At 68.2% G+C, this 26,099-nt stretch carries 21 protein-coding genes and 1 pseudogene; 13 read left to right on the plus strand and 9 right to left on the minus strand.

Annotation, left to right across the window (positions count from 1 at the left end; translation table 11 throughout):
- Nucleotides 1–90: 90 nt before the first annotated feature.
- From ACIBI9_RS59160 to ACIBI9_RS59190, 7 genes and pseudogenes are all read right to left on the minus strand, one after another.
- The gene (locus tag ACIBI9_RS59160; RefSeq protein ID WP_397236495.1) at nt 91–1,026 is read right to left on the minus strand and encodes an integrase core domain-containing protein; all 936 of its coding nucleotides are present in this window, start codon (nt 1,024–1,026) and stop codon (nt 91–93) included.
- A gap of 485 nt (nt 1,027–1,511) precedes the next feature.
- Nucleotides 1,512–2,081, minus strand: a complete 570-nt coding sequence (locus ACIBI9_RS59165) for a TetR/AcrR family transcriptional regulator (RefSeq protein ID WP_397236497.1) — start codon at nt 2,079–2,081, stop codon at nt 1,512–1,514.
- A gap of 238 nt (nt 2,082–2,319) precedes the next feature.
- Nucleotides 2,320–2,904, minus strand: a complete 585-nt coding sequence (locus tag ACIBI9_RS59170; protein WP_397236499.1) for a DUF3533 domain-containing protein — start codon at nt 2,902–2,904, stop codon at nt 2,320–2,322.
- Nucleotides 2,859–3,386: pseudogene (locus ACIBI9_RS59175) on the minus strand (YhgE/Pip domain-containing protein); the annotation flags it as partial. The gene ACIBI9_RS59170 and the pseudogene ACIBI9_RS59175, both read right to left, overlap by 46 nt.
- Nucleotides 3,387–3,663: 277 nt before the next feature.
- Complete coding sequence (locus tag ACIBI9_RS59180; protein ID WP_397236501.1) at nt 3,664–4,764, minus strand: 4Fe-4S binding protein; 1,101 nt, start codon at nt 4,762–4,764, stop codon at nt 3,664–3,666.
- Nucleotides 4,765–5,487: 723 nt separating this feature from the next.
- Entirely contained in the window at nt 5,488–7,968 is a 2,481-nt protein-coding gene (locus ACIBI9_RS59185; protein WP_397236503.1) for a glycoside hydrolase family 2 protein, read from the minus strand.
- A gap of 416 nt (nt 7,969–8,384) precedes the next feature.
- On the minus strand, nt 8,385–9,611 hold the full coding sequence (locus ACIBI9_RS59190) for an ROK family protein (RefSeq protein ID WP_397236505.1): 1,227 nt from the start codon (nt 9,609–9,611) through the stop codon (nt 8,385–8,387).
- 253 nt (nt 9,612–9,864) lie between these two features.
- On the opposite strand from ACIBI9_RS59190, the gene ACIBI9_RS59195 reads away from it, so the two are divergent.
- Nucleotides 9,865–11,361 (plus strand): cellulase family glycosylhydrolase, encoded by a 1,497-nt coding sequence (locus tag ACIBI9_RS59195; protein ID WP_397236507.1) that lies wholly within the window; start codon nt 9,865–9,867, stop codon nt 11,359–11,361.
- A 232-nt stretch (nt 11,362–11,593) separates the two neighbouring features.
- On the opposite strand, the gene ACIBI9_RS59200 is transcribed toward ACIBI9_RS59195, so the two are convergent.
- Both ACIBI9_RS59200 and ACIBI9_RS59205 read right to left on the minus strand, forming a co-directional pair.
- Nucleotides 11,594–13,321 carry a beta-galactosidase gene (locus ACIBI9_RS59200; protein WP_397236509.1) on the minus strand — a complete coding sequence of 576 codons (1,728 nt, stop codon included), beginning with the start codon at nt 13,319–13,321 and terminating at the stop codon, nt 11,594–11,596.
- Nucleotides 13,322–13,366: 45 nt separating this feature from the next.
- The gene (locus ACIBI9_RS59205) at nt 13,367–14,539 is read right to left on the minus strand and encodes an ROK family protein (RefSeq protein WP_397236511.1); all 1,173 of its coding nucleotides are present in this window, start codon (nt 14,537–14,539) and stop codon (nt 13,367–13,369) included.
- A 168-nt stretch (nt 14,540–14,707) separates the two neighbouring features.
- Here ACIBI9_RS59205 and ACIBI9_RS59210 point away from each other — a divergent pair, with 168 nt between their 5' ends.
- The 12 genes from ACIBI9_RS59210 to ACIBI9_RS59265 all read left to right on the plus strand — a co-directional run bounded on the left by ACIBI9_RS59210 (nt 14,708) and on the right by ACIBI9_RS59265 (nt 26,094).
- Nucleotides 14,708–16,018, plus strand: coding sequence for an ABC transporter substrate-binding protein (locus tag ACIBI9_RS59210; RefSeq protein ID WP_397236513.1), 1,311 nt, complete (start codon nt 14,708–14,710; stop codon nt 16,016–16,018).
- Nucleotides 16,015–16,935, plus strand: coding sequence for a carbohydrate ABC transporter permease (locus tag ACIBI9_RS59215; protein ID WP_397236515.1), 921 nt, complete (start codon nt 16,015–16,017; stop codon nt 16,933–16,935). Before ACIBI9_RS59210 ends, ACIBI9_RS59215 begins: the two co-directional genes overlap by 4 nt.
- The gene (locus ACIBI9_RS59220) at nt 16,932–17,789 is read left to right on the plus strand and encodes a carbohydrate ABC transporter permease (RefSeq protein ID WP_397236517.1); all 858 of its coding nucleotides are present in this window, start codon (nt 16,932–16,934) and stop codon (nt 17,787–17,789) included. Before ACIBI9_RS59215 ends, ACIBI9_RS59220 begins: the two co-directional genes overlap by 4 nt.
- Before the next feature lie 41 nt (nt 17,790–17,830).
- Nucleotides 17,831–19,945 carry an alpha-galactosidase gene (locus ACIBI9_RS59225; RefSeq protein ID WP_397236519.1) on the plus strand — a complete coding sequence of 705 codons (2,115 nt, stop codon included), beginning with the start codon at nt 17,831–17,833 and terminating at the stop codon, nt 19,943–19,945.
- 350 nt (nt 19,946–20,295) lie between these two features.
- Nucleotides 20,296–20,775, plus strand: a complete 480-nt coding sequence (locus ACIBI9_RS59230) for a VOC family protein (RefSeq protein WP_397236521.1) — start codon at nt 20,296–20,298, stop codon at nt 20,773–20,775.
- 778 nt (nt 20,776–21,553) lie between these two features.
- On the plus strand, nt 21,554–22,501 hold the full coding sequence (locus ACIBI9_RS59235) for a hypothetical protein (RefSeq protein WP_397236523.1): 948 nt from the start codon (nt 21,554–21,556) through the stop codon (nt 22,499–22,501).
- Nucleotides 22,502–22,506: 5 nt separating this feature from the next.
- Entirely contained in the window at nt 22,507–23,229 is a 723-nt protein-coding gene (locus tag ACIBI9_RS59240) for a hypothetical protein (protein WP_397236525.1), read from the plus strand.
- Nucleotides 23,165–24,046, plus strand: coding sequence for a hypothetical protein (locus tag ACIBI9_RS59245; protein WP_397236527.1), 882 nt, complete (start codon nt 23,165–23,167; stop codon nt 24,044–24,046). Before ACIBI9_RS59240 ends, ACIBI9_RS59245 begins: the two co-directional genes overlap by 65 nt.
- A gap of 119 nt (nt 24,047–24,165) precedes the next feature.
- A complete protein-coding gene (locus ACIBI9_RS59250; protein WP_397236529.1) occupies nt 24,166–24,807 on the plus strand; it encodes a hypothetical protein in 642 nt (213 codons plus the stop codon).
- A 25-nt stretch (nt 24,808–24,832) separates the two neighbouring features.
- On the plus strand, nt 24,833–25,039 hold the full coding sequence (locus ACIBI9_RS59255) for a tautomerase family protein (protein WP_397236531.1): 207 nt from the start codon (nt 24,833–24,835) through the stop codon (nt 25,037–25,039).
- A gap of 165 nt (nt 25,040–25,204) precedes the next feature.
- Nucleotides 25,205–25,612, plus strand: coding sequence for a LysR family transcriptional regulator (locus ACIBI9_RS59260; protein ID WP_397236533.1), 408 nt, complete (start codon nt 25,205–25,207; stop codon nt 25,610–25,612).
- On the plus strand, nt 25,576–26,094 hold the full coding sequence (locus tag ACIBI9_RS59265) for a LysR family substrate-binding domain-containing protein (protein ID WP_397236535.1): 519 nt from the start codon (nt 25,576–25,578) through the stop codon (nt 26,092–26,094). The genes ACIBI9_RS59260 and ACIBI9_RS59265 overlap by 37 nt, the downstream gene beginning before the upstream one ends.
- Nucleotides 26,095–26,099: the final 5 nt, after the last annotated feature.

Consider the following 26,099-nt stretch of genomic DNA (forward strand, 5'->3'; position numbering starts at 1 on the left):
GAACAGCGACGATTGACTCAATCACACTCAAGATCATGGACAACGGCCATGTCGCCGCACGTCATCTACGTGCTCAAACGGAGTGTCGTTCTACAGCTGGTTGTAGTGGCGCTCATGCTCAGCCAGGATCTGTCTCAGGTGCCGCTCGCCATGGACCAGAAGGTGATCGAGGCATTCGCGTCGGAGCGTACCGACGAACCGCTCGGCGAACGCATTCGCCCGTGGCGAGCGCGGCGGAATCTTGAGCATGCGCACGTCCGCCCCGGCGAGCACATCGTCAAACCCTCCGCCGAATTTGCCGTCCCTGTCGCGGATCAGGAACTTGAACCCGTCGGCTCGCTCGCCCAAGTCCATCAGCAGATTGCGCGCCTGCTGCGCTGTCCAGGCACCGGTCGGATGAGCCGTGACGCCGAGAATGTGCACGCGCCGCGTTTCGATCTCCATAACGAACAACACGTACAGGCGCTTGAGGAACACCGTATCGACGTGGAGAAAGTCGCACGCCAGGATGCCGGAGGCCTGAGCAGTCAGGAACTGGCGCCAGCTCAGTGAAGCCCGACGCGGCGCGGGCCCAAGCCTCATCGCCGCCAGAACCCGGCGGACCGTCCCTTCCCCCACCCGCACCCCAAGGCCAAGTAGCTCGCCCCGGATGCGCCGATGCCCCCATCGTGGATTCTCCCGCGCCAACCGGACGATCAGGTCGCGGATCTCCTCAGAGATAAGCGGCCGGCCGTGTTTGGCAGGGTAGGTCCACTTCTTCTTCACCAGCCTGCGGTGCCAGGCCAGCAGCGTGCCGGGCGTCACGATGCGATGCAGCCGAAGGCGACCGGGTAACAGCCTGGCCAGCGCGGCCAACAGCGCCCGATCGGCCCAGTCCGGCCTGGGCTGGAGGACCTGGCGACGCAGCACCGCGACCTCATGCCGCAACATCAAGATCTCCACCTCTTTGGAGGCGCTGCCCCGAGTGAGCAGCACCAGCCAGCCGAACACCCTGACCACCAGCAGATACAGAAGCCGAAACAACACAAGAGACGAGCCTAGAAGACCAGGTCAGACCCTCATTGCCAGATTCTGGCACTGGACAGGCCTCTTTCCAGCCCGTGCCGGCGAACACCAGGATGGCGGCTTCCAACACCTGGGCACGGGTGGCCGCCGCCTCTTCAGCAGTGCGTTTCATAGGTACATCGCGCGACTTCGGGCGGCACCTGAAGAAGGGCCGCCGCGCCCCCTACGCCATCGACACCTACCTGCCGGCCATTGACGATTTCTACGCCCGTCCCGGCCTCGGCAAACCTCACGCCCAGCGTGAACGCGACTCCCGCCGTACCGCACTCGGCACTCAGCCTCCTCGATGGCCTATCGCCCGATCGCTACGCAACAGTGGGGCCGGCAGCCGGATGCCTGCCGACTTCCTCCCGGCCGGCCGGGAGGAACCTCCCTGGGCAAGACACCTGCAAACGATGCCGGCCATCGGCACACCATTCACCGAGCCTGCTCGGAAAAGCGATGCGTCAGCGCATGCCTGCCGCATCGAGCAGGGTGGCCACAGTGGGCGCAATGAGCCCTGTCAGGTTGTCGGCTCCGATCCCCGCACGGGCGCTGGCGCCGTCGAAGACCACGCTGAGCTGCCGGGCCAGCAGGTCCGGGTCGCTCGCCCCACCTTGCTCGGCCTCAGCGCGGAAAAAGGCCATCAGGTTCCCCTTGACCCGGTGCGCCACCTGGCTCGCAGGATGACTCTGATCCTTGAGCTCGATCTGCACAGCGAGGTACTGGCAATCTCGGAACTCGGGCGCACCCGCCTGCAACTCCACCTGCTCGAAGACGTGCAGGATCCGCTCGCGGGGAGGACGGCCATCGTCCGCCGCAGGCAGGAGCTTCGCCACGAAGGCAGACGAGCGCTCCTCCAGGCTCGCCGCCAGCAGTTCGTCCTTGCTCTCGAACAGCTGGTACATGGAGCGCTTCGACACCCCGGCCGCCTTGCACAGCGCCTCGATGCCGATGCCGACACCGTTTCGGTAGGTGAGCGTGGCCGCCGCCTCCAGCAGCCGCTCGCGGGGACTTAGCCTCACTTCGGTGGTCATACTGCGAGGTTAACTCCATTCCGGCGAAATGAAAACCGATCGGTTTCCAGCGTGTGCCATCGCGATATCCGGCGCCGCGCAGAGCCGAGCGGACACCCGAGGTCCGCTCAGAGGCTCGGCGACGGCCTTGGGGAGAGACCCGCGGCCGATTCCTGATGGTGTGCACACCTTCCCGCAAGGCGACACGCACCGGGACCGCTCGGCACCATGGCCCCGTTCGGGGGTGAGTTGCGTTCCGCTATGCCGGGACAGTGCTCTTCTCAGCCTTCGTCTCGGCGGGGATGCGGTGCAGCCCCTTGCGGTCGTACCAGCCTGTCACACCGAACCCGAATAGCGCGGCCGCCACGAGGCCGACGGCCATCATCACCCACCCCCGGGTCAGGCCCGCGTCACCTTGGGCGTCGTAGTAGAGGATCGAGCGGACACCGCCGGTGATCTGCCGCAGCGGCTCGAACTCCGCGAGGAAGCGGTAGAAGCCGGGCAGCGCCTCGATGGGGGTGGTGGCACCGGCCGTCGGCACCGCCATCGCGATATAGACCAACGTGACCACCAGCAGGCCGGGCGTGCCGAACACGGCAAGGAGGGCGAGCGCACCGATCCCGCAGACCGCGATGGCGCACACCGAGTACAGCCACAGCAGCGGCAGGTGGGAGGCGTCCAGGCGCAGCGGGCCCATGTCGTTGTGGGTGTAGCCGAGGGCGTGGTCCACCTGACCGCTGATGACATTGGCGGCGAGCATGGCGCAGACCACGAGGACAAGCGCGTAGTAGAACGCGGTCAAGCCCAGGCCGCTGTGCGAGTCGAGCAGATGGCTGTCCTCCACCGTGACGGCGGCCGGGTCGCCAGCAGGATGCGTGCCGCGGCGGGCAGCTTGGCCTGCTCGGCCCCATTCTGCGCGGCCAGTTCCGTGCCCACCTGGAGCGAGGCGCTCTTGGCCGCCGCCGTCGAAGCCGCGCGAGCCAGGCTGGGACCGAGGCTGCCGGCGGACTGGTTGGTCAGCACCCGCAGCGTCGGGCGAATCGGGCGCTCGGCGCCTGCGGCGCCGGTCAGTGCGGTGACGGAGGAGGTGAAGTTGCCGGGCACGACGAGCGCGCCGTACAACTTCCCCTTGCCGAGTTCCTCCTTCACCTCCTTCTCGTCCATCAGCTTCCAGTCGATCCTGTCCCCGCTCGCAGTGGACTTTTTGATCGACTCGGTGATCTGCGCTCCCAGGTTGACCTGCTTGCCACCGGCAGCGGCCCCCGTGTCGGCGTTGACCAGACCGACGGGCAGCTTCGTCAACTGACCGACGGGATCGATGTTGGCGCCGACGTAGAACGTTCACCCCTTGGCGCGCCCGGCCGCAGCAGAACGGTGGATCTCCTGGCTCGGTGAGTGCCACCCGGCGACCGCTCGCAGCTCCGTTGGATAAGTCGGGCATCAGGCCGGATGGCATGAGGGATGCTTCGCGAGAGCGAGCACAAAGCCCGTGGAAGCGTCGTACGCCGAAAAACACCTCATGCAGCACGAGCGGGCTCAGTATTCGCCGACAACAGTGCGGACGTTCGCGACCGAGCACGGGCGTGGCCGGGAGTGCGCCGGGTCAGGAGGAGACGGGGCGTTTCACCGGAGGCTGCCAGCCGCCGGTGACTTCTTTGACCGGCTTGTGGGGGAAACGGCGCTGGGCGTATTCCTGCGCGTGCGAGCCCGGCAGGACATAGAGGGTCTCCTCCTTATCCTGGAGCGGCCGCAGTACGGTGTCCATGAAGGTCTTGCGATCTTCCAGGTACGGGCCCAGGACGTCCTCGCCGCCGGGGCAGACGGCCATGCAGTAGCCGGACTTGTAGCCGGGGGGAGCGGCCAGGCTCTGCCACATCGAGGCGCTCTCGGAATCGGTGACCCGGGAGCGGTAGTCGGCGGCGTCCTGGCTGTCGGCCACGGTCTGCGCCCAGTCGGTGAACCCGCTCATGAACTCACGGTAGTTATGCGTGGTGCAGGCGAAGAAGTCGAAGTCGCCGTCCTTGCTGATGGCGCCGACCGGGCAGGCGGCGACGCACAGCTTGCAGTCGATGCAGGGGTTGTAGTCCAGCGCCTGCCCGTACTCGCTCACCTGGGCGTCCACCAGGACGGTGGCCAGCAGCACGAAATTGCCGAACTTCGGGTGGATGACGTTGCGGTGCAGGCCCATCACGCCGAGCCCCGCGGCCACCGCGACCGTCTTGTGTGCCACCACCCAGATCCGTCCGGGGTAGCGGCCCATCTCCTGAGGGAAGCCGACCGACGGGTTGAGCGCGCGGTAGCCGGCGTCCTGCAGTGCCTGGGTGACGCTGCGGGCGGCATGGTTGGCCTGCTCGTCGGTCTGGTGGAACTCCTGGTTGGCCACGCTGCGGGCCGGGGAGCGGCAGTTGTCGCGGTTCATCCGGACCGCCATCGCGATCAGAGTGCGGGTGCCGGGCAACGCGGCCAGCGCGTGCTCGCGCTCGCCGGCCAGGTCGGGGTGGTCCAGGCTGACCGCGGCCGCGTCGTCCGCACCGGCCGCCAGGCACAGCTCGCGCAGCCAGGCCGCGTCGATCACCGCCGGCGGGCTCGCGACGTCACCAGCCCTCCGCCGGGCGAGTACGGCCTGCACCGACGGATGCCCAGCCAGCTTCGCCGGCAGCTGCGGATCCGGCGGTTGCCGCTCGGCGTCGCGCGTAGTAGTCATCCGATTCCCCTAGTGAGTCTCGTTTTCGGACTCGCCTCCAGGACGAGAAACCGACCGGTTTCCACCACCGTAAACCGATCGGTTTCAGTATGCAAGCGCAAGCGGGGGCCCCGACCCACGCGGTCCGCCGAGTCAGAGGCGCGGTTCTCGCAAACGCTGGCCGCGCACGGCATCGACCGCGAGAAAATCTTTTCCCAGAAGATCTCGACGCGGCTGAAGGTGCGGCGGCTGTGCCGCTCGAATATTGAGTTACGTAGTCTGATCTGGGGTTACACCGCCTGGTGGTATTCGCGGATCATGCCTGCGACGACGGGTTTTCGGTGGACGGATCGCAGTTCGGCCACATCCCGGACGGGCTGCGTTTCGGAGTCCGGGGGTCGCTGGTGCCGAGGCGGCGATGCAGCAGGGCGAGGACGGCAACCACCACTGCTGACCTCATCCCTTTGCGACGGCTTCCGTCTGCCGCCCGGCCCAGTAACCGCGCGGGCCATCCTGTACGGACCCGAGGTGAGCATCTACCTCCAGGCGATCCACGACATCGACCCCGACACCGCCCTTTTCATCGTGACCGAAATGGCCACCGGCCTGCGCTGGGGCGAGATCGCCGGACTCCATGTGTCCGGCCTGGATCTGGTCAGCTGCGTGATCCACGTGACACAGACGTACGGCCTCCGGCCCACCGATGCGGCCGGGACGCGCGCCCGTACCACTTCGTCTTCCATGTCATCGCCGCGACCTCCAATCGGTGTTGGTGGTGCTGACTGCGATCGTGTTGGCGTGGCGCAGGACCCGGGCGCCGGCCAGCGCGGCGGGGTGGGGCAGCGTCGTGGCGGTGTGGATGTGAAAGGTGAATGTCTCCCCCGCCGCGAGCGAAACCAGCATGTCGTCGACGATCGCGTCAGGGGCGACCTTGTCCGCCAGGACCACGATGTCGCGCGTGAATAAGGCTGCATGCACTTCGATGCGGTAACCACCGGTGACGCGGTCCACAGTCGCGGTCAGGGGCACCGGGTGGTAGGCGAGGTCGCGGTCCTCGGCGAAGAAGTGGTGGGTCCGGGCGTCCGCGGTGGTCACGACCAGCACCTCGCTGCTCACGTCGACGGGTTTGAGCAAGTCGTCGGGCAGGTCGAGCCGGGTGGCCGACCGCGGTGCGACGGTAAGGGGGAACTCACCGATGGCACGGATCGAGCCGGCGAAGGTCTGTCTCGTCGCGACGATCTCCGCGGTCCAGGGTTCGTCGAGGTCGTTCACGGCGATCAGCGTGGGACGGCCGCCGCGGGGCTGCACGGTCAGCAGCCGGGGGGCGAAAGCGTGCTTGATCGCGTAGTAGAGGGGTTTGGGTCGCTCCGCGCTGTCCACGGCCGACCATGAGATGGCCGGCCAGCAGTCGTTGAGCTGCCATACGAGGGCGCCGGCGGTTCGTGGCCACCAGGAACGGAAGTGTTCGATGCCGAGTGCGACCGCGCGGGCCTGGTTGAGCTGTGTCGCCCAGTGCCAGTCTTCGAAGTCCGCCGGAACGGGCAGGTGAGGGGCAAGGCCGCGATGGAGGTTCCCGTTCCCGTCATGAGCCTTCTGGTGGTGCAGAAAGCCGGGAGAGGTCGATGTGATGGGCTCGTCGTGGATCCACCGGGTGAGCGTGGCCCAGGTCGGTGGTGCCTGAAAGCCGAACTCGGCGCAGAAACGGGGGATGTGGTCGCGGTAGTGGATGTAGTCGACCGCGTTCCACACGTCCCACTCGTGTCGGGTGCCGTGGTCCGGCTCGTTCGGCGGCAGGTCACCGGGGCTGTATGGGCTGCCGGGTGCGTACGGACGCGTGGGGTCCAGCTCGGCGAGGATCTTAGGCAGCAGATCGGTGTAGTAGCCGAGCCCCCAGCTTCGTCCCCGCAGGTCCTCCTGCCAGCCCCAGTCGTGGTAGGCGGGCAGGTTTTCGTTGTTGCCGTTCCACAGCACGAGCGACGGGTGAGCGACGAGTCGGGTGACGTTCTCCCGTGCCTCGGCCTCGACCTCGCTGCGCAGGGGTTCCTCTTCCGCGTAGAAGGCGCACGCGAAGGGAAAGTCCTGCCACACCAGCACGCCGCGCTCGTCGCAGACATCGTAGAAGTCGTCGGTCTCGTAAATGCCGCCGCCCCAGACCCGCAGCATGTTCATGTTCGCCTTGACTGCCTGGTCGACGCGGCGCGCGATCCGTTCGCGGGTGACCCGGGTGAGGAAATGGTCGTCGGGAATCCAGTTCGCACCCTTGGCGAAGAGCTGTTTGCCGTTGACGACGAAGGTGAACGGGGTACCGATCTCGTCGGGGTCGGTGTCGACGGTGACCGTGCGGAAGCCCACGCGGCGCCGGACGACATCCGCCGGGTCATCCGCTGGGTCTCCGTCGGACAGCACGGTCACGGTCAAGTCGTACAGCGGCTGTTCGCCGTACCCGACCGGCCACCACAGCCGCGCATTCGGCACCGCCACGCTGACCGTCGCCGTGTCACCGGTCACGGTCACCCGTTCCTCGCGTCCGTCCACCGCGGCCACCACGGTGTAGGCCCGGTCGTCGGCACGGTCCAGTTCCAGGTTCACGTCGATTCTGCCCGTGCCGTCCGCTTGAACAGTCACGAGGGGACGTACCCGTACCAGCCGCACTGTGTCCCAGCGTTCCAGCCGTACCGGCTTCCACAGGCCGGCGGTCTGCAGGTCCGGACCCCAGTCCCAGCCGAAAGAGCACGCCATCTTGCGGATCGCGTTGTACGGGTGGGGGTAGGCGCGCTGCCGTCGGCCGAGGCGGCCCTCCATGTCCTCGGCATAGGTGAGTGCGGATTTCAGCGTCACGGTAAGGTCGTTGCGCCCCTCGTGCAGCACCTCGCGAACGTCGAACCGGTAGCTGCGGTGCATGTTGGCGGTATGGCCCAGGACGTGGCCGTTCAGCTCGACGATGCCGACCGTGTCGATGCCGTCGAAGACCAGTTCCACCCGCTCGCCGGGGCGAGGCGCCTCGGCATGGAACGTCGTCGAGTACCGCCAGTCGACACGATGTGCCCAGCCCAGGTCGGCCTCAGTGCGATCCAGGTACGGGTCGGCGATGACACCCGCGGCCATCAGGTCCAGGTGTGCACTGCCCGGCACCTGGGCCGGCAAGAGGCGTCCGGCGAGAAAGTCGGGCACCGGCCCGCCCACGGCAGCCAGGTGCCATCCGTCGTGGACCGTGGTACGCATCATCGGAACTGCTCCGATCGGTCGGCGGCGTCGGACCTCACACAGAGGTCATGATCACGTAATAAACTTAATTAAGTCAACACTGCCGGGCTGAAGTCGATCGCGTCGTCGGAGAGGCGGCATGGTTTGAGCTGGCCGATCTTCGCGCCGACCAAGCTACTGAGCTCTGCTAAGACGCACATTCCAGGTGGCGCTAGCCCTGGCTGCACTTTCGTAGACGTCCGAACAAAGGGGGAGCTCCGCTGGGGCCACAGGCGCGCTGCGCCCCATCGGAGCAGATGCGTTCGGTAGGCCATCGCGATGGCGGCGAAAACGTGCTGACACTCCAGGCCCGCGGCGCGGGCCTCCTGCCCGGCGACCGCTGAACACCCTGCTCCGTCGAAGGCCGCGACAGGCCACGTCCGAGCATCCCGGCGACGTCACACGGCGGTCGCGTCCGCCGCCTCGCCCTCGGGAGACGGTGGTTGGGCGTTGTCCGTCGGACGGCCGTGGCCGAGGGTCAACTCGCTCTGCAGGACGAGGACCGCCCCACCGATCGCCGCGGCGTCCGATCCGCTGACCGATGGCACGACCCGCACCCGGTGAGCCCGCCGCGCGAAGGTGCGGCGGTCCACCTCCTCCTGGATCACCGACTGGTAGATCGAGCCGGCGACCGCGAAACTCGGCCCGGCGAGGACCACCGTGTCGAGGTCGAACAGAGTGGCCATGGTGACCGCGGCGCAACCCAGATAGCGGGCCGACCGTTCGACCAGGCCCCGGGCGGCCGGGTCACCAGCGTTCGCCGCGGCCGCGAGCCGCGCGAACTCGGTGAGGAAGTCGTCTCCGGTCGGGTCGAGCGCCAGCCGCTGGCCAAGCCCGGGCGTCGTCAGCGCCTGCCTGACCACCGCCGCCGGGCCGGCGTAGTTCTCCAGACAACCACGGTTGCCACAAGGACACTCGTCCCCGTTGACGTCGATGGAGATGTGGCCGACCTCCACGCTGTTCGAGGAGCTGCCGCGATACACCTCGCCTGCGATCACCACGCCACCGCCGATCCCGGTGGCCATGTAGATGCAGCCGTAGGTGCTGCGTGGCTCCACCGCGCCCATCCAGTACTCACCGATCGCGGCCGCCGCCGCGTCATTGTCCAACAGGACCGGCAGACCGAGGCTCTCGGCGAGACGGTCCGCGATCGGGTAACCGAACCACTCCTCGGTGGGCTGCGGGGTCAGCAACACGCCAGCCTGCCGATCTTGCGGCCCATAGCTGACCAAGCCGACTCCCAGCACCTTGTCGCGATCGACGGCCGCCGTGTCGAGCAGCGCGTTCACCTGCGTGGCCACCGACGACAGCCCACGCTCCGGCGGCATCGAGGACACTCCGCTGAACGACATCCTCGCGACCTGCCGGCCGGCCAGATCGACCACAACGATTACGCACGTATTGCGTTCCAGCTGCACCCCGACGCTGTAGCGGGCTGAAGGATTGAGCTGGACGAGCATCGGTCGCTTGCCACCCGTCGACGCCCCCAGCCCCGCCTCGACGACCAGACCGTCGACCATGAGCTCACGCACGACCTCGGAGATCGTCGGCGCCGTCAAACCGGTCGCCCCCACGAGCTCCACCCGGCTGATCGCCCGCGCCGCCCGGATCAAGTCGAGCACCATTCCGCGGGTCTTCGTCCGAGTTGCCCAGATGGGGCTCGTCACCGTGCCACCTCCCACACCCTGATGTACAAAAGCTACCTTATTTTCATCGATCCGCCGGACGAGCAGCTCCACGTCAAGCCCTTGAGCTGGGGCCTATCCCGACCTCCAGGTGCTCTGCTTCCTGCATATAACTTCGCGATTGACTTTTATAACTTTGCTAACTAAGCATGCTGGAGCAGCTGTCCGCATCTATCTCAAGTAGAGGGATCAGATGAAACATCGTCATGCGCTGCTCACGTTCGGCGCCGTCGGAGTCCTGGCACTGGGTAGCATGGCAGCGACCACGCTCCCCTCGTCGGCTGCTAGCACTGGCTGCTCCGTCACGTACACCGTCCAGAGCCAATGGCCCAGCGGATTCACCGCCAACGTGGCCATCACCAACCTCGGCTCCGCCGTCAAGGGATGGACCTTAACATTCGACTTCCCCAACACCGATCAGAAGGTCACCCAAGGCTGGAGCGCCGCCTGGACGCAGTCCGAGGCTCGCGTATCCGCCGCCAGCCTGGATTGGAACGGGTCACTGGAAACCGGGGCGTCCACCTCCATCGGTTTCGCCGGAGCATGGAAGGGCGCCAACCCCGTACCCGCCTCGTTCGCGCTCAACGGCACAACCTGCACCGGCTCGGTGGCCACGCCGACCCCCACCATAACCACCAGTCCCTCCCCCAACCCCAGCGGTCCAGCACCACGCCTTCGAGTGTCCGGCAACAAGATCGTCACGTCGGACGGCAAGCCTTACCGTCTGCTCGGCGTGGACCGCTCAAGCGGCGAATACGCCTGCGTGCAAGGCAAGGGCCAATGGGACAGTGGCCCGGTCGACCAAGCCTCGGTCGATGCCATGAAGAGCTGGAACATCCACGCGGTGCGCCTGCCGTTGAACGAGGAGTGCTGGCTCGGCGTCAACGGCTCGCCCAGCGGCGCCACCTACCAGCAGGGCGTGAAGGCCTACGTCAACCTGCTGGTCGCCAACGGCATCACCCCGATCCTCGACCTGCACTGGACCTCGGGCGCCTACAGCAACGGGCCGGACTGGCACTGCAAGGACGCCACCGCGACGTGCCAGAAGCCGATGCCGGACGCGCAGTACGCCCCCCAGTTCTGGACCAGCGTCGCGAACACCTTCAAGGGCAACGACTCTGTCGTCTTCGATCTGTTCAACGAGCCGTACCCGGAGATAGGCAGCGACTGGAACAAGACCTTGGGCTGGCAGTGCCTGCGAGACGGCGGCACCTGCACCGGCATTCCCTATGAGGTGGCCGGCATGCAGGAGCTGGTCGACGCGGTCCGGGCAACCGGGGCGACCAACGTCCTCATGGTGGGCGGCCTGGAGTGGGCCAACGACATGCGGGAGTGGCTGGCATACAAGCCGAACGACCCGCTGAACAACATCGCCGCGTCCTGGCACGCGTACAGCTTCAACGCCTGCGCCACCGCGTCCTGCTGGGACACCCAAATCGCCCCACTCGCCCAGCAGGTACCCGTAGTGATCGGCGAGTTCGGCCAGGACAACTGCGGCTACGACTACATGGACACGCTGATGGACTGGGCCGTCGCACACGACCTGTCCCACCTGGCATGGACCTGGAACCCGTGGGGCTGCAGCACTGGCGGCGTCCTTATCAAGGACTGGAACGGTACCCCCGAACCCGGCGTCGGCGAAGGCTACAAGGCCCACTTGCTCGCCCAAAACCCCTACACGACCCCGTAACCAACCACCCCAGAACACCTGGCGGCGCGGACGCCGTCGGGCTGACATTCGACGACGGACCCGGCTCCGGCCGCGTCGTCGTCCCCGCCGCCCGGCGGCGGGGCCTGCACGGGCCACGATTTCGCAGGCCGGCAGTGGAGCGACCGCTTCATCCTGTCGGTGACGGTCTCGGGCACGAGCTCGTGGATCGTCACGGTCACCGTGACCCCGCCGCAGAGATCATCGCAACACGTCAGCACGTGACGCCGGCCAGTGCCAGGACCTTGGCGTAACCGGGCGGGTCCAGCCTGGTGGAGACGTACCAGGCGGTTCCCGATCCCACCTGGTGCCGGGTGACCGCCGGGCGGCCGTCCGCGTACGTCGCGGTCGCCGTGGCGCCCGTCAACAGGACGGTCTCGCTCCAGAAGTCGCCGGTCGTCCCGTCGGACAGCGTCACGGGGCTGGCCAGCGGCTGGAACTCCGTGACCCGGACACCGAGGACGTCGCGCAGGGCGCCGGGGTAGCCGCCCAGCCGGACGCGGGTGTCAGGATCGACGACGCCGCTGAAGTACGACGCGATCAAGGTGCCGCCGCGTTCGACGTACCCGGCGAGGTTGGTGGCGGCCTCGTCGGAGATCAGGTAGAGGGATGGCACCAGGACAACCCGGTAGGACGAAATGTCGTGAGAGGGGTGGACGAAGTCGGCGGCCATGTCGTGCTGCCACAGCACACGGTGCGCCTGCTCTACCGACACACGGAAGTCCAGCCCGGTGGTCGGCAGGGCGGGGTTCTGGAGCGCCCAGTGTGCCTCGTCGTCCCAGAGGATGGCCACCTCGGTGGCCTCGGCGGGCCGCGCCGGAGGAAGCGCGCTGAGCGTCCGGCCTAGTTCCGCGACCTCGCGGAAGACACGGCTGTCGGCACCCGCGTGCGGGACCATGCCCTGGTGCCACTGCTCCGCCCCGCCACGTGAGGCCCGCCACTGGAAGTGCAGCACCCCGGCGGCCCCACGGGAGGCGTATTCGAGGCTGCGCCGGACGTGCTCTCCCGGCTCCAGCGCGACTGTCCGCTCGGGAGTGTACATGGCCGCGACGCCCTGCTCCATCAGCATCCACGGCTTCCCGCGCGCCCAGGAGCGGGCGAGGTCAGCGGCGAAGGCGACCTGGGCGAGGCCGCCGTCGCCGGGTTCGTCGGTGTAGTGGTCGATCGCCACGAGATCGACCTCGGCTGACCATTTCCAGTGGTCCAGGGGCGTCCATCCGGCCATGACGTAGTTGGTGGTCACCGGCTGGTCGCCGTGAACGCGCAGGATGTCACGCTGCTCAAGGTAGTGGGACAGCAGCGCGTCTGAGCAGAACCGGCGGTAGTCCAGCAGCTGGGCGGGGTTCGCCCGATACTGGGTGGCCCGCGGCGGCAGGATCTGCTCCCACGACGAGTAGTGCTGGCTCCAGAACGCCGTGGTCCACCGCTCGTTGAGCGCGTCGAGAGACTTGTGCCGGTCACGCAGCCAGGCGCGGAAGGCCGTCGCACAGTGATCGCAGTGGCAGATCGTGCCGTACTCGTTGTGCACGTGCCACATGGCCGTCGCCGGGTGCGCGCCATACCGCTCGGCCAGCGCCGTCACGATGTGGCGCGAGGCCGCCCGGTACGCGGGAGCGTTGACGCAGTACGTGTCCCGGCTGCCATGGGCGAGCCGGACCCCGTCGGCACGCACGGGCATCGCGTCCGGATAGGCCAGGGTGAACCAGGGCGGCGGAGACGCGGTCGGGGTCGCCAGATTGACCTGGATATCGTTGTCGTGCAGCAGATCGAGCACGCGATCGAGCCAGCCGAAGTCGTAGACCCCCTCCGACGGCTCAAGCCGCGACCAGGAGAAAACCCCCACGGTGGCGAGATTGACACGTGCCTGGCGCATCAGCTCGACATCCTCCCGCCAGACGTCCTCGGGCCACTGTTCGGGGTTGTAGTCTCCGCCGAAGAACATGCTTCCTCCATTGGGGGCGTCTGGGGGGTGTCGCGGCCGCGCCGACTAGTCGCTGCCGGTGACGAAGCCCTGGATGGCGACCACCGCGCCGCCACGGGCCCATTCGCGAAAGTCGTCCGCCTCGATGATCACCTCGGCCGAGTTCGTCACGCCGCGCCGGTTGACACTGAGGGCCCGGTCGAGATCGTCCTTCGCGACGCGGGCCAGTTCAACGCCTTCGCCGGCCACGATCACCCTCTTGACCATGGAGAACGTCGCGATGTGGGCGATGAGCCTGCCGAGAGCGTCCGCGGCCTCGCCGACGACGCCGAGGCACACCTTGTCCCCTCGCGCGGCCAGGCGCATCACCTCCTCGTACGTCACCGGCCGCCGTAGTCCTTGTCCGGCGGCGGTCACGATCGACTCGCTGGACAAGTACGCGGCGGCGCATCCGCGGTGGCCTTCCGGGCACATCGGTCCGCCGCCGTTCAGCACCAGGTGGGCGAACATGCCGAGGTCCGCCTCGGTCGCGGCCACCAGGTGGTCGTGCACGACGAGGGCGTAGCCGATCCCCGCCCCGATCGAGACGAGCGCGAAATCGCGCAACCCGCGGGCCGCCCCGAACCAGTGATGCTGGTGGGCCAGCGCCGCCACGTCGTTCTTGACCACACACGGGACCCCGAGCTCCTGCTCGAGCAGGAGCTTGAGCGGCACCTGCCGCCAGCCTAGGAACCCCGAGTCGACCAGCCGCTCGCCGCCGAGCTGAACCGCGGCGCGGGCGTCGCCGGCGAGCGTGACACCGGCGCCGACGGGTGGTTTCTCGCCGCCGGACAGCTCGTCGAGCAGCCGCCGGGCCTGGCGGCACACGGCCTCAGGAGCGTGGTCGGAGATCGGCTCGTCGCGGGCCGCGACGATCTGGGCGCGCAGGTCGGTGACGACGGCGTGGACGTGGTCCGCGGTCAGCTTGACACCGAAGAAGTGGTGCTCGCCCGCGGCCACGTCCAGGGGGCGAGTGGGGCGGCCGTTGACCGGGTCGTGCACCACGTCGCCTTCGACGAGGAGCCCGGCGTCGACCATGGGCTTGGTCAGTCTCGTCAGGCTGCCGGTCGACAGGCGCAAGATCCTGGCCAGCGCGGTCCGGGACGCGGGGCCGTGGATGATGAGCTCCTTGACGATGGAGCGTGCCGCGTCCGGCAGGTCGTCCCACATGCCGGACCAGCTTCCAAACTCAACCTCCATCAGCTCACCCCCTGTTGGCTTTGCCGCGAAACTAGCATGTCCGCGGAGTAACCGCATCTTCACATCGAAATCACTGAAAAGTGCTAATTGGTAGTGACATTTCTCTCAACTTGTCTCTAGGTTGGCTTTGTTGCGAAGCCACATCGCTTCGCAGTGAAGGAGGCACGGATGCGTATCTCGAGGCTCGGCGGCTCCATCGCGGCGCTCGGCACGGCCGCCGTCCTGGCGGCCTGCTCGTCGGGCACGCCCGCGAGCACCGGCACGCCGGCGGCGAGCGCCGGGCCGGTGACTCTGGAGTTCTGGTGCTGGGGCTCCGCCCAGAAGGCCAACGTCGAGGCGTTCAACAAGGCCCACCCGAACATCCAGGTCAAGCACACCGACGTGGGAGGTGGCACCGACACGGCGACCAAGCTGCTGACGGCGAACCGGGCAGGCAACGGCCCCGACGCCGCCTGCATGGAATACGAAACCCTGCCTTCCATGATCGTGGCCGGGGCGCTGGCCGACATCTCCGCTTACACCGGCGACGTGAAGGACGCCTTCAGCCCGGAAGTGTGGGACCTGACCAGTTTCGACGGCGCCGTCTACGGAGTGCCGCAGGACGTCGGCCCGATGGTCCTCGTCTACAACAAGAAGCGTTTCCAGGAGCTGAAGATCGAGCCGCCCGCCACCTGGCAGGACTTCGCGAAGGTCGCGGCGGACGTGCGCAAGAAGGACCCCGAGGCCTACCTCGCGACCTTCGCGCCGTCGGAGTTCGGCAACTTCGCCGGGCTCGCCCAGCAGGCCGGCGCCTCCTGGTGGAAGGTCCAGGACCAGACGTGGACGGTGGGCATCGCCGACCAGGCCTCCCTTGAGGTGGCCGACTTCTGGCAGGGGCTCATCGACAAGGACCTCGTCAAGGCCGAGCCACTGCTCACCCCCGAGTGGAACAACAAGCTGAACAAGGGCAAGATCCTCACCTGGCCGGCCGCCCTGTGGGCGCCGGGCGTGCTGTACGGAATCGCGGAGAAGCAGGCGGGCGACTGGGCCATCGCGCCTCTCCCGCAGTGGAAGGCGGGCGACGACCGGGTGGCCTTCCAGGGCGGCTCCGCGTTGACCGTCACCAAGGCCTCCAAGCACCCCGAGGCCGCGGCGACGTTCGCCAAGTGGATGGAAACCAACAAGACGGCGTACGACGTCCAGATCGCGCTGGGCGAGTACCCGGCGTCGCTGGCCGGTCAGCAGGCCGCGACCAGCAGTCCGCCGCCCAAGCTGACAGCGAACCAGAAGGACTACTGGGACATCGCCACCAAGGCGGCCCAGCGCACGATCCCGCACATCAGCTGGGGTCCGAACGTCAACACCGCCAAGAGTGCGTACCAGGACGCCGTCTCCGCCGCGATCAAGAACCGCACTCCGCTGAGGGACGCGCTGAAGAAGACGCACACCCTCGTGGTGGAGGACATGAAGACCACCGGCTTCAAGGTCGCGGGTCCATGACCGCCATGACCAGGGCCAGGGCCGAGCGCAGATCCCGGGCGCCGTATCTGTTCGTGGCGCCCGCTGTGCTCCTCTTCCTGGCCTTTCTGGCGATCCCCATCGGCTACGCGATCTACCTCAGCACGCGCGGCCTGCGGTTGACCGGCAAGGGCATCTTCGGCACGCGCGAGGAGGTCTTCGTCGGACTCGACAACTACCTGAAGACGCTCACCGACCCAGAGTTCTTCACCGGCTTCGGCAGGCTCGCCCTCTACGGCCTGATCAGCGTGCCGCTCACGCTCGGGCTGGCGCTGCTGTTCGCGCTGCTCCTCGACCACGCCGGGTCGCGGGCCAGGAGGTTCTCGCGCACGGCGATCTTCATCCCGTACGCCATCCCGGGCGTGACGGCCTCGCTGCTGTGGGGCTTCATGTACCTGCCCTCGACCAGCCCGTTCAGCTACCTGACCCGGGAGCTGGGACTGGGTGAGATCCCATTTCTGGGCGCGGGCGGCATCTACCCGTCGCTGGCCAACATCGCGGTGTGGGGCGGCGTCGGCTTCAACATGATCATTATCTTCACTTCGCTGCGCGGCATCCCGTCGGAGCTGTACGACGCGGCACGCATCGACGGTGCCTCCGAATGGCAGATCGCCTGGCTGATCAAGATCCCGCTGGTGGCGCCCGCGCTCGTGCTCACCGGACTGTTCGCGCTGATCGGAACGCTGCAGGTGTACGGCGAGCCGACCACCGTGAGACCGATGACCACGGAGATCTCTCAGGATTGGGTGCCCTTGATGCACATCTACCGCAACGCCTTCATCCGGGACGACCTGCCGCTGGCCTCGGCCGCCTCCGTCCTGCTGGCAGCAGGTACCCTTGTGGTCTCGGTCGTGCTCCTGAAGGTCACCCAGAAGCGCGCCTTCGGAGGCATGCGGTGAGTACCACCGGCCACGTGCTCCCGCACCGGCGCGCCCAGATCCTTCCCACCCTTGTCCTGCTCATCGGCTCGATCTACTGCCTGGTGCCCGTCGCGTGGGTGCTCGTGGCTTCGACCAAGTCGAGCGGCGAACTGTTCTCGACGTTCACCTTCGCCCCAGGAACGGGCCTGCTGGACAACCTGCGCGACCTGTTCACCTACGGGAACGGCCTCTACCTGCGGTGGACGGCCAACAGCGTCCTGTACGCGGTCGCCGGCTCCGCGGCCTCGACCCTGATCTCGACGCTGGCCGGATACGCCATGGCCAAGTACGAGTTCCGCGGCCGCAACATCCTGTTCTACGCCGTCCTGGCCGGCGTCCTCGTGCCCGGCATGACGCTGGCCATCCCGCAATACCTGATCATGTCCGAGATGGACCTGGTGGGCGGCTACTGGTCGGTCCTGCTGCCGGGCCTCATCTCGCCGTTCGGCATCTACCTGGCAAGGGTGTACGCGATGGCGTCCGTCCCGGACGCGACGATGGAGGCGGCCAGGATCGATGGGGCGGGCGAGTATCGCATCTTCGGCTCGATCGGGTTGCCCATGATGATCCCCGGCATGGTGACGATCTTCCTGCTGCAGTTCGTCGGAACCTGGAACAACTTCCTGCTGCCGTACATCATGCTGTCGGACGAGACCAAGTTTCCGATCACCGTGGGCCTGTACACCCTGCTCAGCAAGGGCTCGGGCCAGCCCGTCCTGTACGGCATCGCCATCGTGGGCGCCGCCGTGTCGGTGATCCCGCTCATCGCCCTGCTGCTGTTCCTGCAGCGCTTCTGGCGACTCGACCTGCTCAGCGGAGGATTGAAGGGCTGACGCCGCGTACGACCTCCGCTCCGCCTCACAGAAAGCCGTTCATGCAGATCCTGCACTTCAGAGCCGCCGGCGTGTCCGTGATCATCGAGTGCCCGTCCGACGCCCTGCCCGCGATCCTGCACTGGGGGCCGGACCTGGGCGTGCTCGACGACGAGTCTCTGGCTCACCTCGCGGCCGAGCTGCGCCCCCGGCCGGACATGACCGTCGACGTGCCCGTACGGACTCCTCTGGTGCCAGAAGCCCGTACCGGCTGGATGGGCATGCCCGGGTTGTCCGGCCACCACCAGGGACAGAACTGGTCCCCCGCATTCACCAGCGTCACCTATCAGCAGACCGGGCAGACCCTCACCGCCACCGCCCGAGACGAGTATGCCCGTCTCACCCTCACGATCATCATCGAACTCGACCACTCGGGCCTCCTCCGCGCACGAGCGGACCTGCGCAACCAGCACGAGCTGCCCTACACCCTGGACACGCTCAACCTCGCCTTCGCCGTCCCCGGCACGCCCACCGAACTGCTCGACCAGGCCGGGCGGTGGGCCAAGGAACGCATCCCCCAGCGGCGCCCTCTCACCGTCGGCACTCACCTGCGCGAGAACCGCCGCGGCCGGACCGGCGCCGACGCCGCCACCGTCCTGCTCGCAGGCACCTCCGACCTCGGCTTCCAGCGCGGCGAGGCATGGGGCCTGCACGTCGGCTTCAGCGGCAACCACCGCCACTACGCCGAACGCACCTCCACCGGCCGCACCATGCTGGGCGGCGGCGAACTGCTGCTGCCCGGCGAGATCATCCTGCCGACTGGCGAGACCTATCGGACCCCGTGGCTCTACGCCACCTACGGCCGCGGCCTCGACCAGGCGGCCCGCCGCTTCCACGACCACCTGCGCGCCCGCCCCTCCCACCCGTCCTCACCCCGTCCCGTCGTGCTCAACACCTGGGAGGCCGTCTACTTCGACCACGACCTGGACCGCCTGCTGGACCTCGCCGACCGCGCCGCCCGGGTCGGGGTCGAACGGTTCGTGCTCGACGACGGCTGGTTCAACGGCCGCCGCGACGACAGGTCCGGACTCGGGGACTGGTACGTCGACCCGGACGTCTGGCCCGACGGACTGCATCCGCTGGTCAAACGGGTCAAGGAGCTCGGCATGCAGTTCGGGCTCTGGTTCGAACCCGAGATGATCAACCCGGACTCCGGCCTGGCCCGCGCCCACCCCGGCTGGATCCTGCGGACCGGCGACCGCCTGCCACCGCCCGCCAGGCACCAGCAGGTCCTGGACCTGACCAACCCCGAGGCCTACGCCTACATCAAGGAACGGCTGCTCGCCCTGATCAGCGAATACGGCCTCGACTTCATCAAATGGGACCACAACCGCGACCTCGTGGACGCCGGATCCACGATCCGGGCCGGCCGGGCCTCTGTCCACGCCCAGACCCACGCCGTCTACCGGCTGCTCGATGAGATCCGGGCCGAACACCCGCGTCTGGAGATCGAGTCGTGCTCCGGCGGCGGGGGCCGCGTGGACCTCGGCATCCTGCAGCGCACCGACCGGGTCTGGGCCAGCGACTGCATCGACCCGGCAGAACGCCGGCAGATCATGCGCTGGACCGGACAGCTGCTGCCGCCCGAGCTGATCGGCAGCCACATCGGCGCCAACCGCTCCCACACCACCGGCCGTCGGCACGATCTGCCCTTCCGCGCCGCGACCGCGTTCTTCGGCCACTACGGGATCGAATGGAATCTCACCACGCTCGCTGACGGCGAACTCGACGACCTGGCCGCCTGGATCTCCCTGCACAAACAGCACCGCCACCTGCTCCACACCGGCGCCATGGTCCGCATCGACGACGTTCCCGAGAGCGTGCAGGCCCATGGCGTCGTCGCAGCCGACGCCACCGAGGCCATCTACGAGATCGCCATGCTGGACCGCCCATCAACCTGGCCACCGGGCCGCGTCCGGCTGCCTGGCCTCGACCCGGCGACCGTCTACTCGGTGCGTCCGCTCATGCCCGTGACCGCGCACGGGACGGCCCCGGCCTGGACGAGCGGCGGCTTCGCCCTGCCCGGCTCGGCGCTCGCCGTCTCGGGCATCGCCGTGCCGCCTCTGTTCCCCGACGAATCCGTGCTGGTCCACGTCATCGCCACAAGCCAGACATGACACTTGAAGGACTCCCCACATGATCGGTGTGCTTGCGGACGGCGCCACGCGGTGGTCGTTGTGGAGTGCCAGGAGGACGCCGTTCGATCAGGGGTGGCGATCTGCTGGTACCTCTCGTCGTCGGTGATTGCCCTGTCAACGAACTGGGCCACACGACGCGGGCTGGTAGCCATCTCCTGGACGACATCTGCGGCGCCAGCCGCGTCGGCGCCGACCTGGCCTAGGCACTCTACGGCGAGGACCACGGCTGGATCGGGTGCCGCGGCTGAGATCAGTGCAGGCAGAACACGGCGGTGTCGCCCGTGGCCGCCCAGGTCTTCGAGCTGTGAAGCGGCCGACTGCGTGGTCTAGTGCGCTTCTGGGCCACCCTCCTCGGCGGTGACCCAGTGGATCGCGCCCGTGGCTGGTCCCATGTCGAACCACCGGGGGGTGTGCGGCTGGCGTTCCAGCCGGTTGCCGAGGACAAAGCCGTGAAGAACCGGCTGCACCTGGACATTGAGGTCGACGCGATCGAGTCGGCCACCACCCAGGCGCTGCGGCTGGGCGCCACGCGGATCGGCGAGACCGTCACTGGTGAGGTGGCCGAGGTCCGACGGGCTGCACGGGCGATGGGACGCCAGCTCGGCCGGCGGGTCCGAACCCATGTCTACGACGACGGGACCGTCATCATCATCGATGACCGCGACCCGCCCCAGGAGGTCCACGAGCTGGCGGCCCGCCGTTCCGCCGATGCCGTATCGGCCCTCATCACCCGAGCGCAAGCCGAGGCCCGCATGCGCCGCACCAGCGCGCCCCCGATCCGCCCACGCGGCCCAGGCGAGGACGTCTGAGCGACCGCACCGCAGGCCAAACCCCGTGGCGGCGCCCCAGCGCCCGTCACCGGCCGGGGCCGGGGTCCACCGCGTTGACGCAACCTTGACCCGAGACTCTCGACCTCATCCCATTGCCGCAGGTCGCGGCAGCTTTCCAGGCGCGATGTCATGGATCCCGCCTTCTTGCTACCGCACGGGCACACGCCCCGATTCCAGCGTTTTCGCAGGTCATTCATAGTTCCGGGGGCTGATCCAAGCTTGGCGTGATCTTTGCCGTGCCCGATGTCTGATCATTTTCTGCCCGGTTGCTGTCCGGGCGCTGTGGCGGCATAGCGACGTCCGAACCGAACACGCCTTTTCGGGAGCGTCGCCATGTCCCGCCCGGTCCATCTCTCCAACACCACCGATGCAGCCATCACCGGCCCGACCACCGATCGTCCGGCCGATACCGGTCCGACCACGACCCACCCGGCCCCGGCCGAAGCGTTGCCCACCAGCTACCTCAAAGCGGACAACGCGCAACCCGGCCAGGCGCCCGACAGCCTCGGCAGCAGCCCGTGCCGCCTGGACGGCTCGCTGCCGCTGGATGTGGCCGACCCGGCGATCCACCCCAGCCCGCCGGAGCCTGGTGTTCGACGAGTGGCGCAGCATGTGCGGTCTGGCCCGGAACCCGGCCTGCTTGGCCAGGCGGCAAAACAGCTCATAGGCCGTCCCGTACGACATGGCCTTGCCCAGCGGCGGCCGGCACGCCTACGTCCTCTTCGCTCAGGACCTCCCCTGGACGGAGCTGCACCGGATGGCCGCCGCGCTGGCACGCCGGTTCCCACCGATCGACGTGTCACCCATGAGCAACCTGGCCGGCCAGATTCGAGTCCCCGGTTCCCCTCACAAACTCCGGGACGGCCGTCTGACCGGGTACATGCACATCGCCATGCCGCTGCAGGAGGCCATCGACATCGCCACCCATCCCTGTAGCGACCGCGTGTGGGAGCGCTTGCACGACGAGCTCGCCGTCGAGCTGGACCTGTACGCCCCCAGTACCCGCAAGCCCGCGACCGCCTCGCTGGTGGGAACGGCATTGCAATCGACGAAGAGAACATGCCGTGGCTACCCCGCCGAAAAGGCCGACGTGCGCCCCGGCCGGACCTCGGCGAGCGTGCCCGGTACCGGCGACTGGAGTGGCTACCGCTCCCGAAGTGAATGCCTGCTGACCATCCTCAACCGCTTCGCGACCGGCGTGGCCTGTGAGCGACTACAGCGGTGTCATCCAACTGCAGGCCCTTGGCGCCTCCATCGCCGAATGTCAACGTCATTTCGACTAGGACACTGTGGAGCGCGAATGCAGCTCGGCGTGTTGGCGGACCTGGTTCGCGAGACAGTGCAGGCGCAGGCCGCCATGCTCGGCGGCGGGCCGGTCGTACGCGTATTCGCAGGGGAGCGGGGCACCCGGCAGGCGTCCCTCGAGGAGTACGTGTCATGGCTTCAGGTCCTGGAGGCGGCGTTTCCCGCCCGGCCCGAGCTCTTCCCCCGGCTCACGCTGCTCTACCACCCCAACCGCTTCGGTCAGCTGCTCGAGCTGGACCCCGTCCACGCCGTGCTTCCGGCCGCCGCGACCCCCGAGGTGCAGGCCGCCTGGGAGTCGCTGCTGCATGCCGGTTATGTGACGGTGCCAGCGGCGGGCGGGAGTCGGTGCGGATCACCGGGCTGTGGCCGGCGCTGTGCGCGCCGCGCTGGACCTCGTTAGGTGCGATGTTCTACTGGAACGGCCTGTCGCTGGTCGCCCACGTCAGCTGGCTTGGCGGCGTACGCGATGTGGTGCTCGAATGGCTGCGGCGCCGACGCGTCGACCCCACCCCGCTCGCATCCGAGACCGCCGCCAACCGGCCCGCCGACGCAGCCGAGTGGCTGCATCGGGCGATCCGGCAGCGGCTGCCCCGGGAGGACCTGCGCGGCCTGCTCGACGCGGTCGTGCTGGCCGCCTGGATGGCAGACGATCCGGCGCTGGCACTGTCCGAGCGTCTGCAGCGCTACTACGGCCTGCAGCTTGGTCCGCATCTGCCCGGCACGCCGGAGGTCGGCGCCCGGCTTGACCACTTCGTGGCTGCGGAGCCGATGCTGTGGAACGGCGTGACTCGTACGGCAGCGTCGCTCGGCGCCGAAATCACCGCCTCGGCGCTCAGCGGCTGGGCGCTCTGGAATGTCCATGACGCGGCCCTGACCCCGTATGTGACCGATGGCACGCGCCTGCGCCCCTGGTATGCTGCCGCCCTGACTGACCTGGCCGCGGCGCTGGTGACCGTCCTGCTGCACGCAGGTGCCGAGCAGCGGACGCTGCCGTCCTGGCCGGCCGAGCCGGATCCGGCTCTACGGCGGCTGGGATCTGCGCCGCGGCGACGACGACGCCACCTTGACCTACGCTGGCCAGGCGCGTCCCGGCGTCCCGGGCGGGCATGTCGCCGCGCTGATCGCTGACCTGTGCTCTGCCGAGAACGCGGCGCCGCCTGGGCTGGGCTTCACCGGCCGCCGCGACGATGGGGACAGCGTGTTCGGGGAGCACCTGGCCTTGCTGGTTCGGGAGTTTCAGATCGAGGCGTCACAGTCCCTGGTGTATTCGCGGATCGCCGCCGACTGGGATTCTCGGAATGCCTACCGCCGGTACCGCGGGCGGATTACCGGCCACCTCGACCGGGACACTCGCCGCACCTTGCATCTGTGGCTCAACCGGCCGGACTTCCCTGTCCCGAACCGCACCGACACGCCGCCGGAGCTGCAGGCGGCAACTGGCCAGATGCAGGTCACGAACGCGCTCACCGTCTTTCAAGCGGACCCCGCCAACCACACCCAGAACGTGCGCGGCGACCTGTGGTGGTGGGACGACAACACGGACTCGGGACGGTGGGTCTTCGCCCGGGACCGGCTGCAGCGCTATCCGATCCCAGCGGGACCCCCCGGAGAGGTGCTGCCGGGCGACCTCCGCGGCGAGGTGGTGGCGCTGGGCCGCTGGACAGACAATAGGGAGCACGCTACCTCGCCGAAGACCCAGCCGATCGGCGGCCCGGTGCTGAACCGTGACGAGGGCTCGTGGAAGTCGGTCGGCTTCACCATGGCGGACCTGCAGGCAGGCGGCCAGTTCCCGGCACCCGGCGCCGCCGACCGGGCCGCCGCGGAGTCAACGTTCGCGCTGATCTATGCGATGTCCACCCGGAGCTCTCTGGGCGGCTGGACATCTACAACGCGTGGGACCGGGCCCGGATGTCGTTCGGGTTGTGCCACTGGGCCTACGCGCTGAACCTTGTCCCGCAGGACCATGATCCGCATGTGATCGGTTAACTGGCGGCGATCCTGGCGCGCTGCCGGGACGACTACCCGCAAGCGTACGCACGCAGTTTCGGCTCCTGGGGGATCGACGTGCAGCCGTTCGCCGCGCTCGTCGGCGGCGTGCGCGGCATCCGGGAAGGGTCGCTGCGGGTCTGGGGGCTGTCGGCGGGCGTACCGCAGACCTCCGTTGCCATCCCGAAAGCCGAGGTGCAGCTGGTGGAATGGCTGTGGTCCTGGCGGTCGATCTTCCGGATTCTGGCCGCGTTGCGCGGCGACAAAGACTTCCTGTACGCGGCCTGGGCGCTGTCCCGCTGGCGGGTACGGGAGGTGCTCGCCGGGCGGTGGAGCAACAAGCCGGTTCACAACACCGACATCGTCGGCGCGCCCGGCGCCCCGGCCACGTTCGGGCAGATCCTCACCTCCGAGGCCGCCGTCGCCGCCCTGATGCGCTGGCACATCAACATGCCGGGGCGCATCTATCCGCCCAAGCAGGCGGAAGGTGTGGTGCAGGGCGCGATCCGCGAGGCGGCGGACCACGCCGGCGTGCCGACCCCGACGACGGCGGCCGCCCTCGTCGCCAGCCCCATCTTCGCCGACGCGGTGGTGGCCATCCTGGCCGACCCGAACAACGATCCCGGCACCATACGCGCCGACGCCGCCGTCGCCGCGAACGTGCCCGGTCTCGGCCGGGTGGCCTCAGCAGACCTCTTGTCACCTACCGCCTCACCATGAATCACGATCATGAAAGGAAACTCGCATGCCATACGCCAACCTCAAGGTGCCTGCCGACACCCTGACTCCCGAGTCCAAGAAGAGGCTCATCGACGCCGACACCGGCGCCTTTGCCGGCGTCTATGGAGAACGAGCCCGGGCCACCACCCTGGTTCTGCTGGAGGAGGTTCCCGACGGCGGCTGGGGTCTGGGCGGCAACATCCTCACCGCCGAAATGCTCGGCCGAAGCTGACCCCGACCGGGGCCGGGCCAAACACCCCGTTGACCAGCCCTTTGTCCGGGCGCGCGGTGGGCGTGACACGACGGGCGTAACACTCATCTGCCGTTGCGTGCTGCTCAACCCGAGGCTCACTTCGGGTTCGCCATCGGCTCCTACGCTGGCGTCGGAGGAGCTGATATGGAACTCCGGCAGCTGACCGTCTTCCTCGCCATCGCCGAGGAACTGCATTTCGGACGCGCGGCCGAGCACCTGCACCTGGCGCAGTCGTCGGTCAGCGAGCGGCTGCGGCAGCTCGAACGCGAGGTGGGCGTCCGGCTGATCGCCAGGAACTCGCACCGGGTTCGCCTCACCCCCGCCGGCGAGACCTTCCGTGACGAGGCGCGTCGCGTGCTCGACCAAGCCGAGCACGCGATGCGCGCGGCCAGACAGACGGCCGCCGGCACCATGGACGCGATCAGCATCGGGTTCAACTTCGCCGCCGGGCAATTGGTTCTGCCGAAGACGCTGGCCCGCCTGCACGCCGAGTACCCACGATTGAAGACCACGTTGTGGGAACGGCTCACCGGCCCCAGCTCACTGCGCTGAAGGCGAAGGAGCTGGACGTCGGCCTGGTCTTCGGGCGGCCTCCGGCGGCGGAGTTCGGCTCGTGCGAGATGTTCGAGGTGCCGCTCGTGGCGATCGTGCGCGACTCGCACCCGTGGGCGGGACGCGATGCCGTGCCGATGGGCGAGGTGGCCCGGCAGCCGTGCGTCATGCTGCGCCGTGAGCACAGCCCCGCGATGCATGACGCGATCACCGGCGCCGCCGCGCGATCGGGAACCCCGCTCAACGTCGTCGAGGAGATGGACGATCCGACCGCGACGGCGATCACGATCCAGGGCGGCGACCTCGTCGCGTTCGCGTCGAGGATCCGGATGCCCCATTCGATGGCGACCGGCTTGGCGGCCGTGCCGCTGGTGGATCCCACGCCGATGCTGGGCGTCTGCGTCGCCTGGCGATCGGGCGACTCCCGCGCCCCGATCCGCGCGTTCCTCGACTGTGTCGCGCACGCCGGCCCGTTCGACTGACGATC

The organism is Nonomuraea sp. NPDC050451 (assembly GCF_044458585.1).

Bases quoted from the DNA above. Each gene is read 5' to 3' on its own strand.
- ACIBI9_RS59185 (WP_397236503.1), bottom strand. From the start codon at position 7,968: ATGATGCGTACCACGGTCCACGACGGATGGCACCTGGCTGCCGTGGGC.
- ACIBI9_RS59235 (WP_397236523.1), top strand. From the start codon at position 21,554: ATGGCCGCCGCGCTGGCACGCCGGTTCCCACCGATCGACGTGTCACCC.
- ACIBI9_RS59180 (WP_397236501.1), bottom strand. From the start codon at position 4,764: ATGACTACTACGCGCGACGCCGAGCGGCAACCGCCGGATCCGCAGCTG.
- ACIBI9_RS59215 (WP_397236515.1), top strand. From the start codon at position 16,015: ATGACCGCCATGACCAGGGCCAGGGCCGAGCGCAGATCCCGGGCGCCG.
- ACIBI9_RS59260 (WP_397236533.1), top strand. From the start codon at position 25,205: ATGGAACTCCGGCAGCTGACCGTCTTCCTCGCCATCGCCGAGGAACTG.
- ACIBI9_RS59210 (WP_397236513.1), top strand. From the start codon at position 14,708: ATGCGTATCTCGAGGCTCGGCGGCTCCATCGCGGCGCTCGGCACGGCC.
- ACIBI9_RS59195 (WP_397236507.1), top strand. From the start codon at position 9,865: ATGAAACATCGTCATGCGCTGCTCACGTTCGGCGCCGTCGGAGTCCTG.
- ACIBI9_RS59165 (WP_397236497.1), bottom strand. From the start codon at position 2,081: ATGACCACCGAAGTGAGGCTAAGTCCCCGCGAGCGGCTGCTGGAGGCG.
- ACIBI9_RS59240 (WP_397236525.1), top strand. From the start codon at position 22,507: ATGTTCTACTGGAACGGCCTGTCGCTGGTCGCCCACGTCAGCTGGCTT.
- ACIBI9_RS59225 (WP_397236519.1), top strand. From the start codon at position 17,831: ATGCAGATCCTGCACTTCAGAGCCGCCGGCGTGTCCGTGATCATCGAG.
- ACIBI9_RS59190 (WP_397236505.1), bottom strand. From the start codon at position 9,611: ATGGTGCTCGACTTGATCCGGGCGGCGCGGGCGATCAGCCGGGTGGAG.
- ACIBI9_RS59205 (WP_397236511.1), bottom strand. From the start codon at position 14,539: ATGGAGGTTGAGTTTGGAAGCTGGTCCGGCATGTGGGACGACCTGCCG.
- ACIBI9_RS59200 (WP_397236509.1), bottom strand. From the start codon at position 13,321: ATGTTCTTCGGCGGAGACTACAACCCCGAACAGTGGCCCGAGGACGTC.
- ACIBI9_RS59255 (WP_397236531.1), top strand. From the start codon at position 24,833: ATGCCATACGCCAACCTCAAGGTGCCTGCCGACACCCTGACTCCCGAG.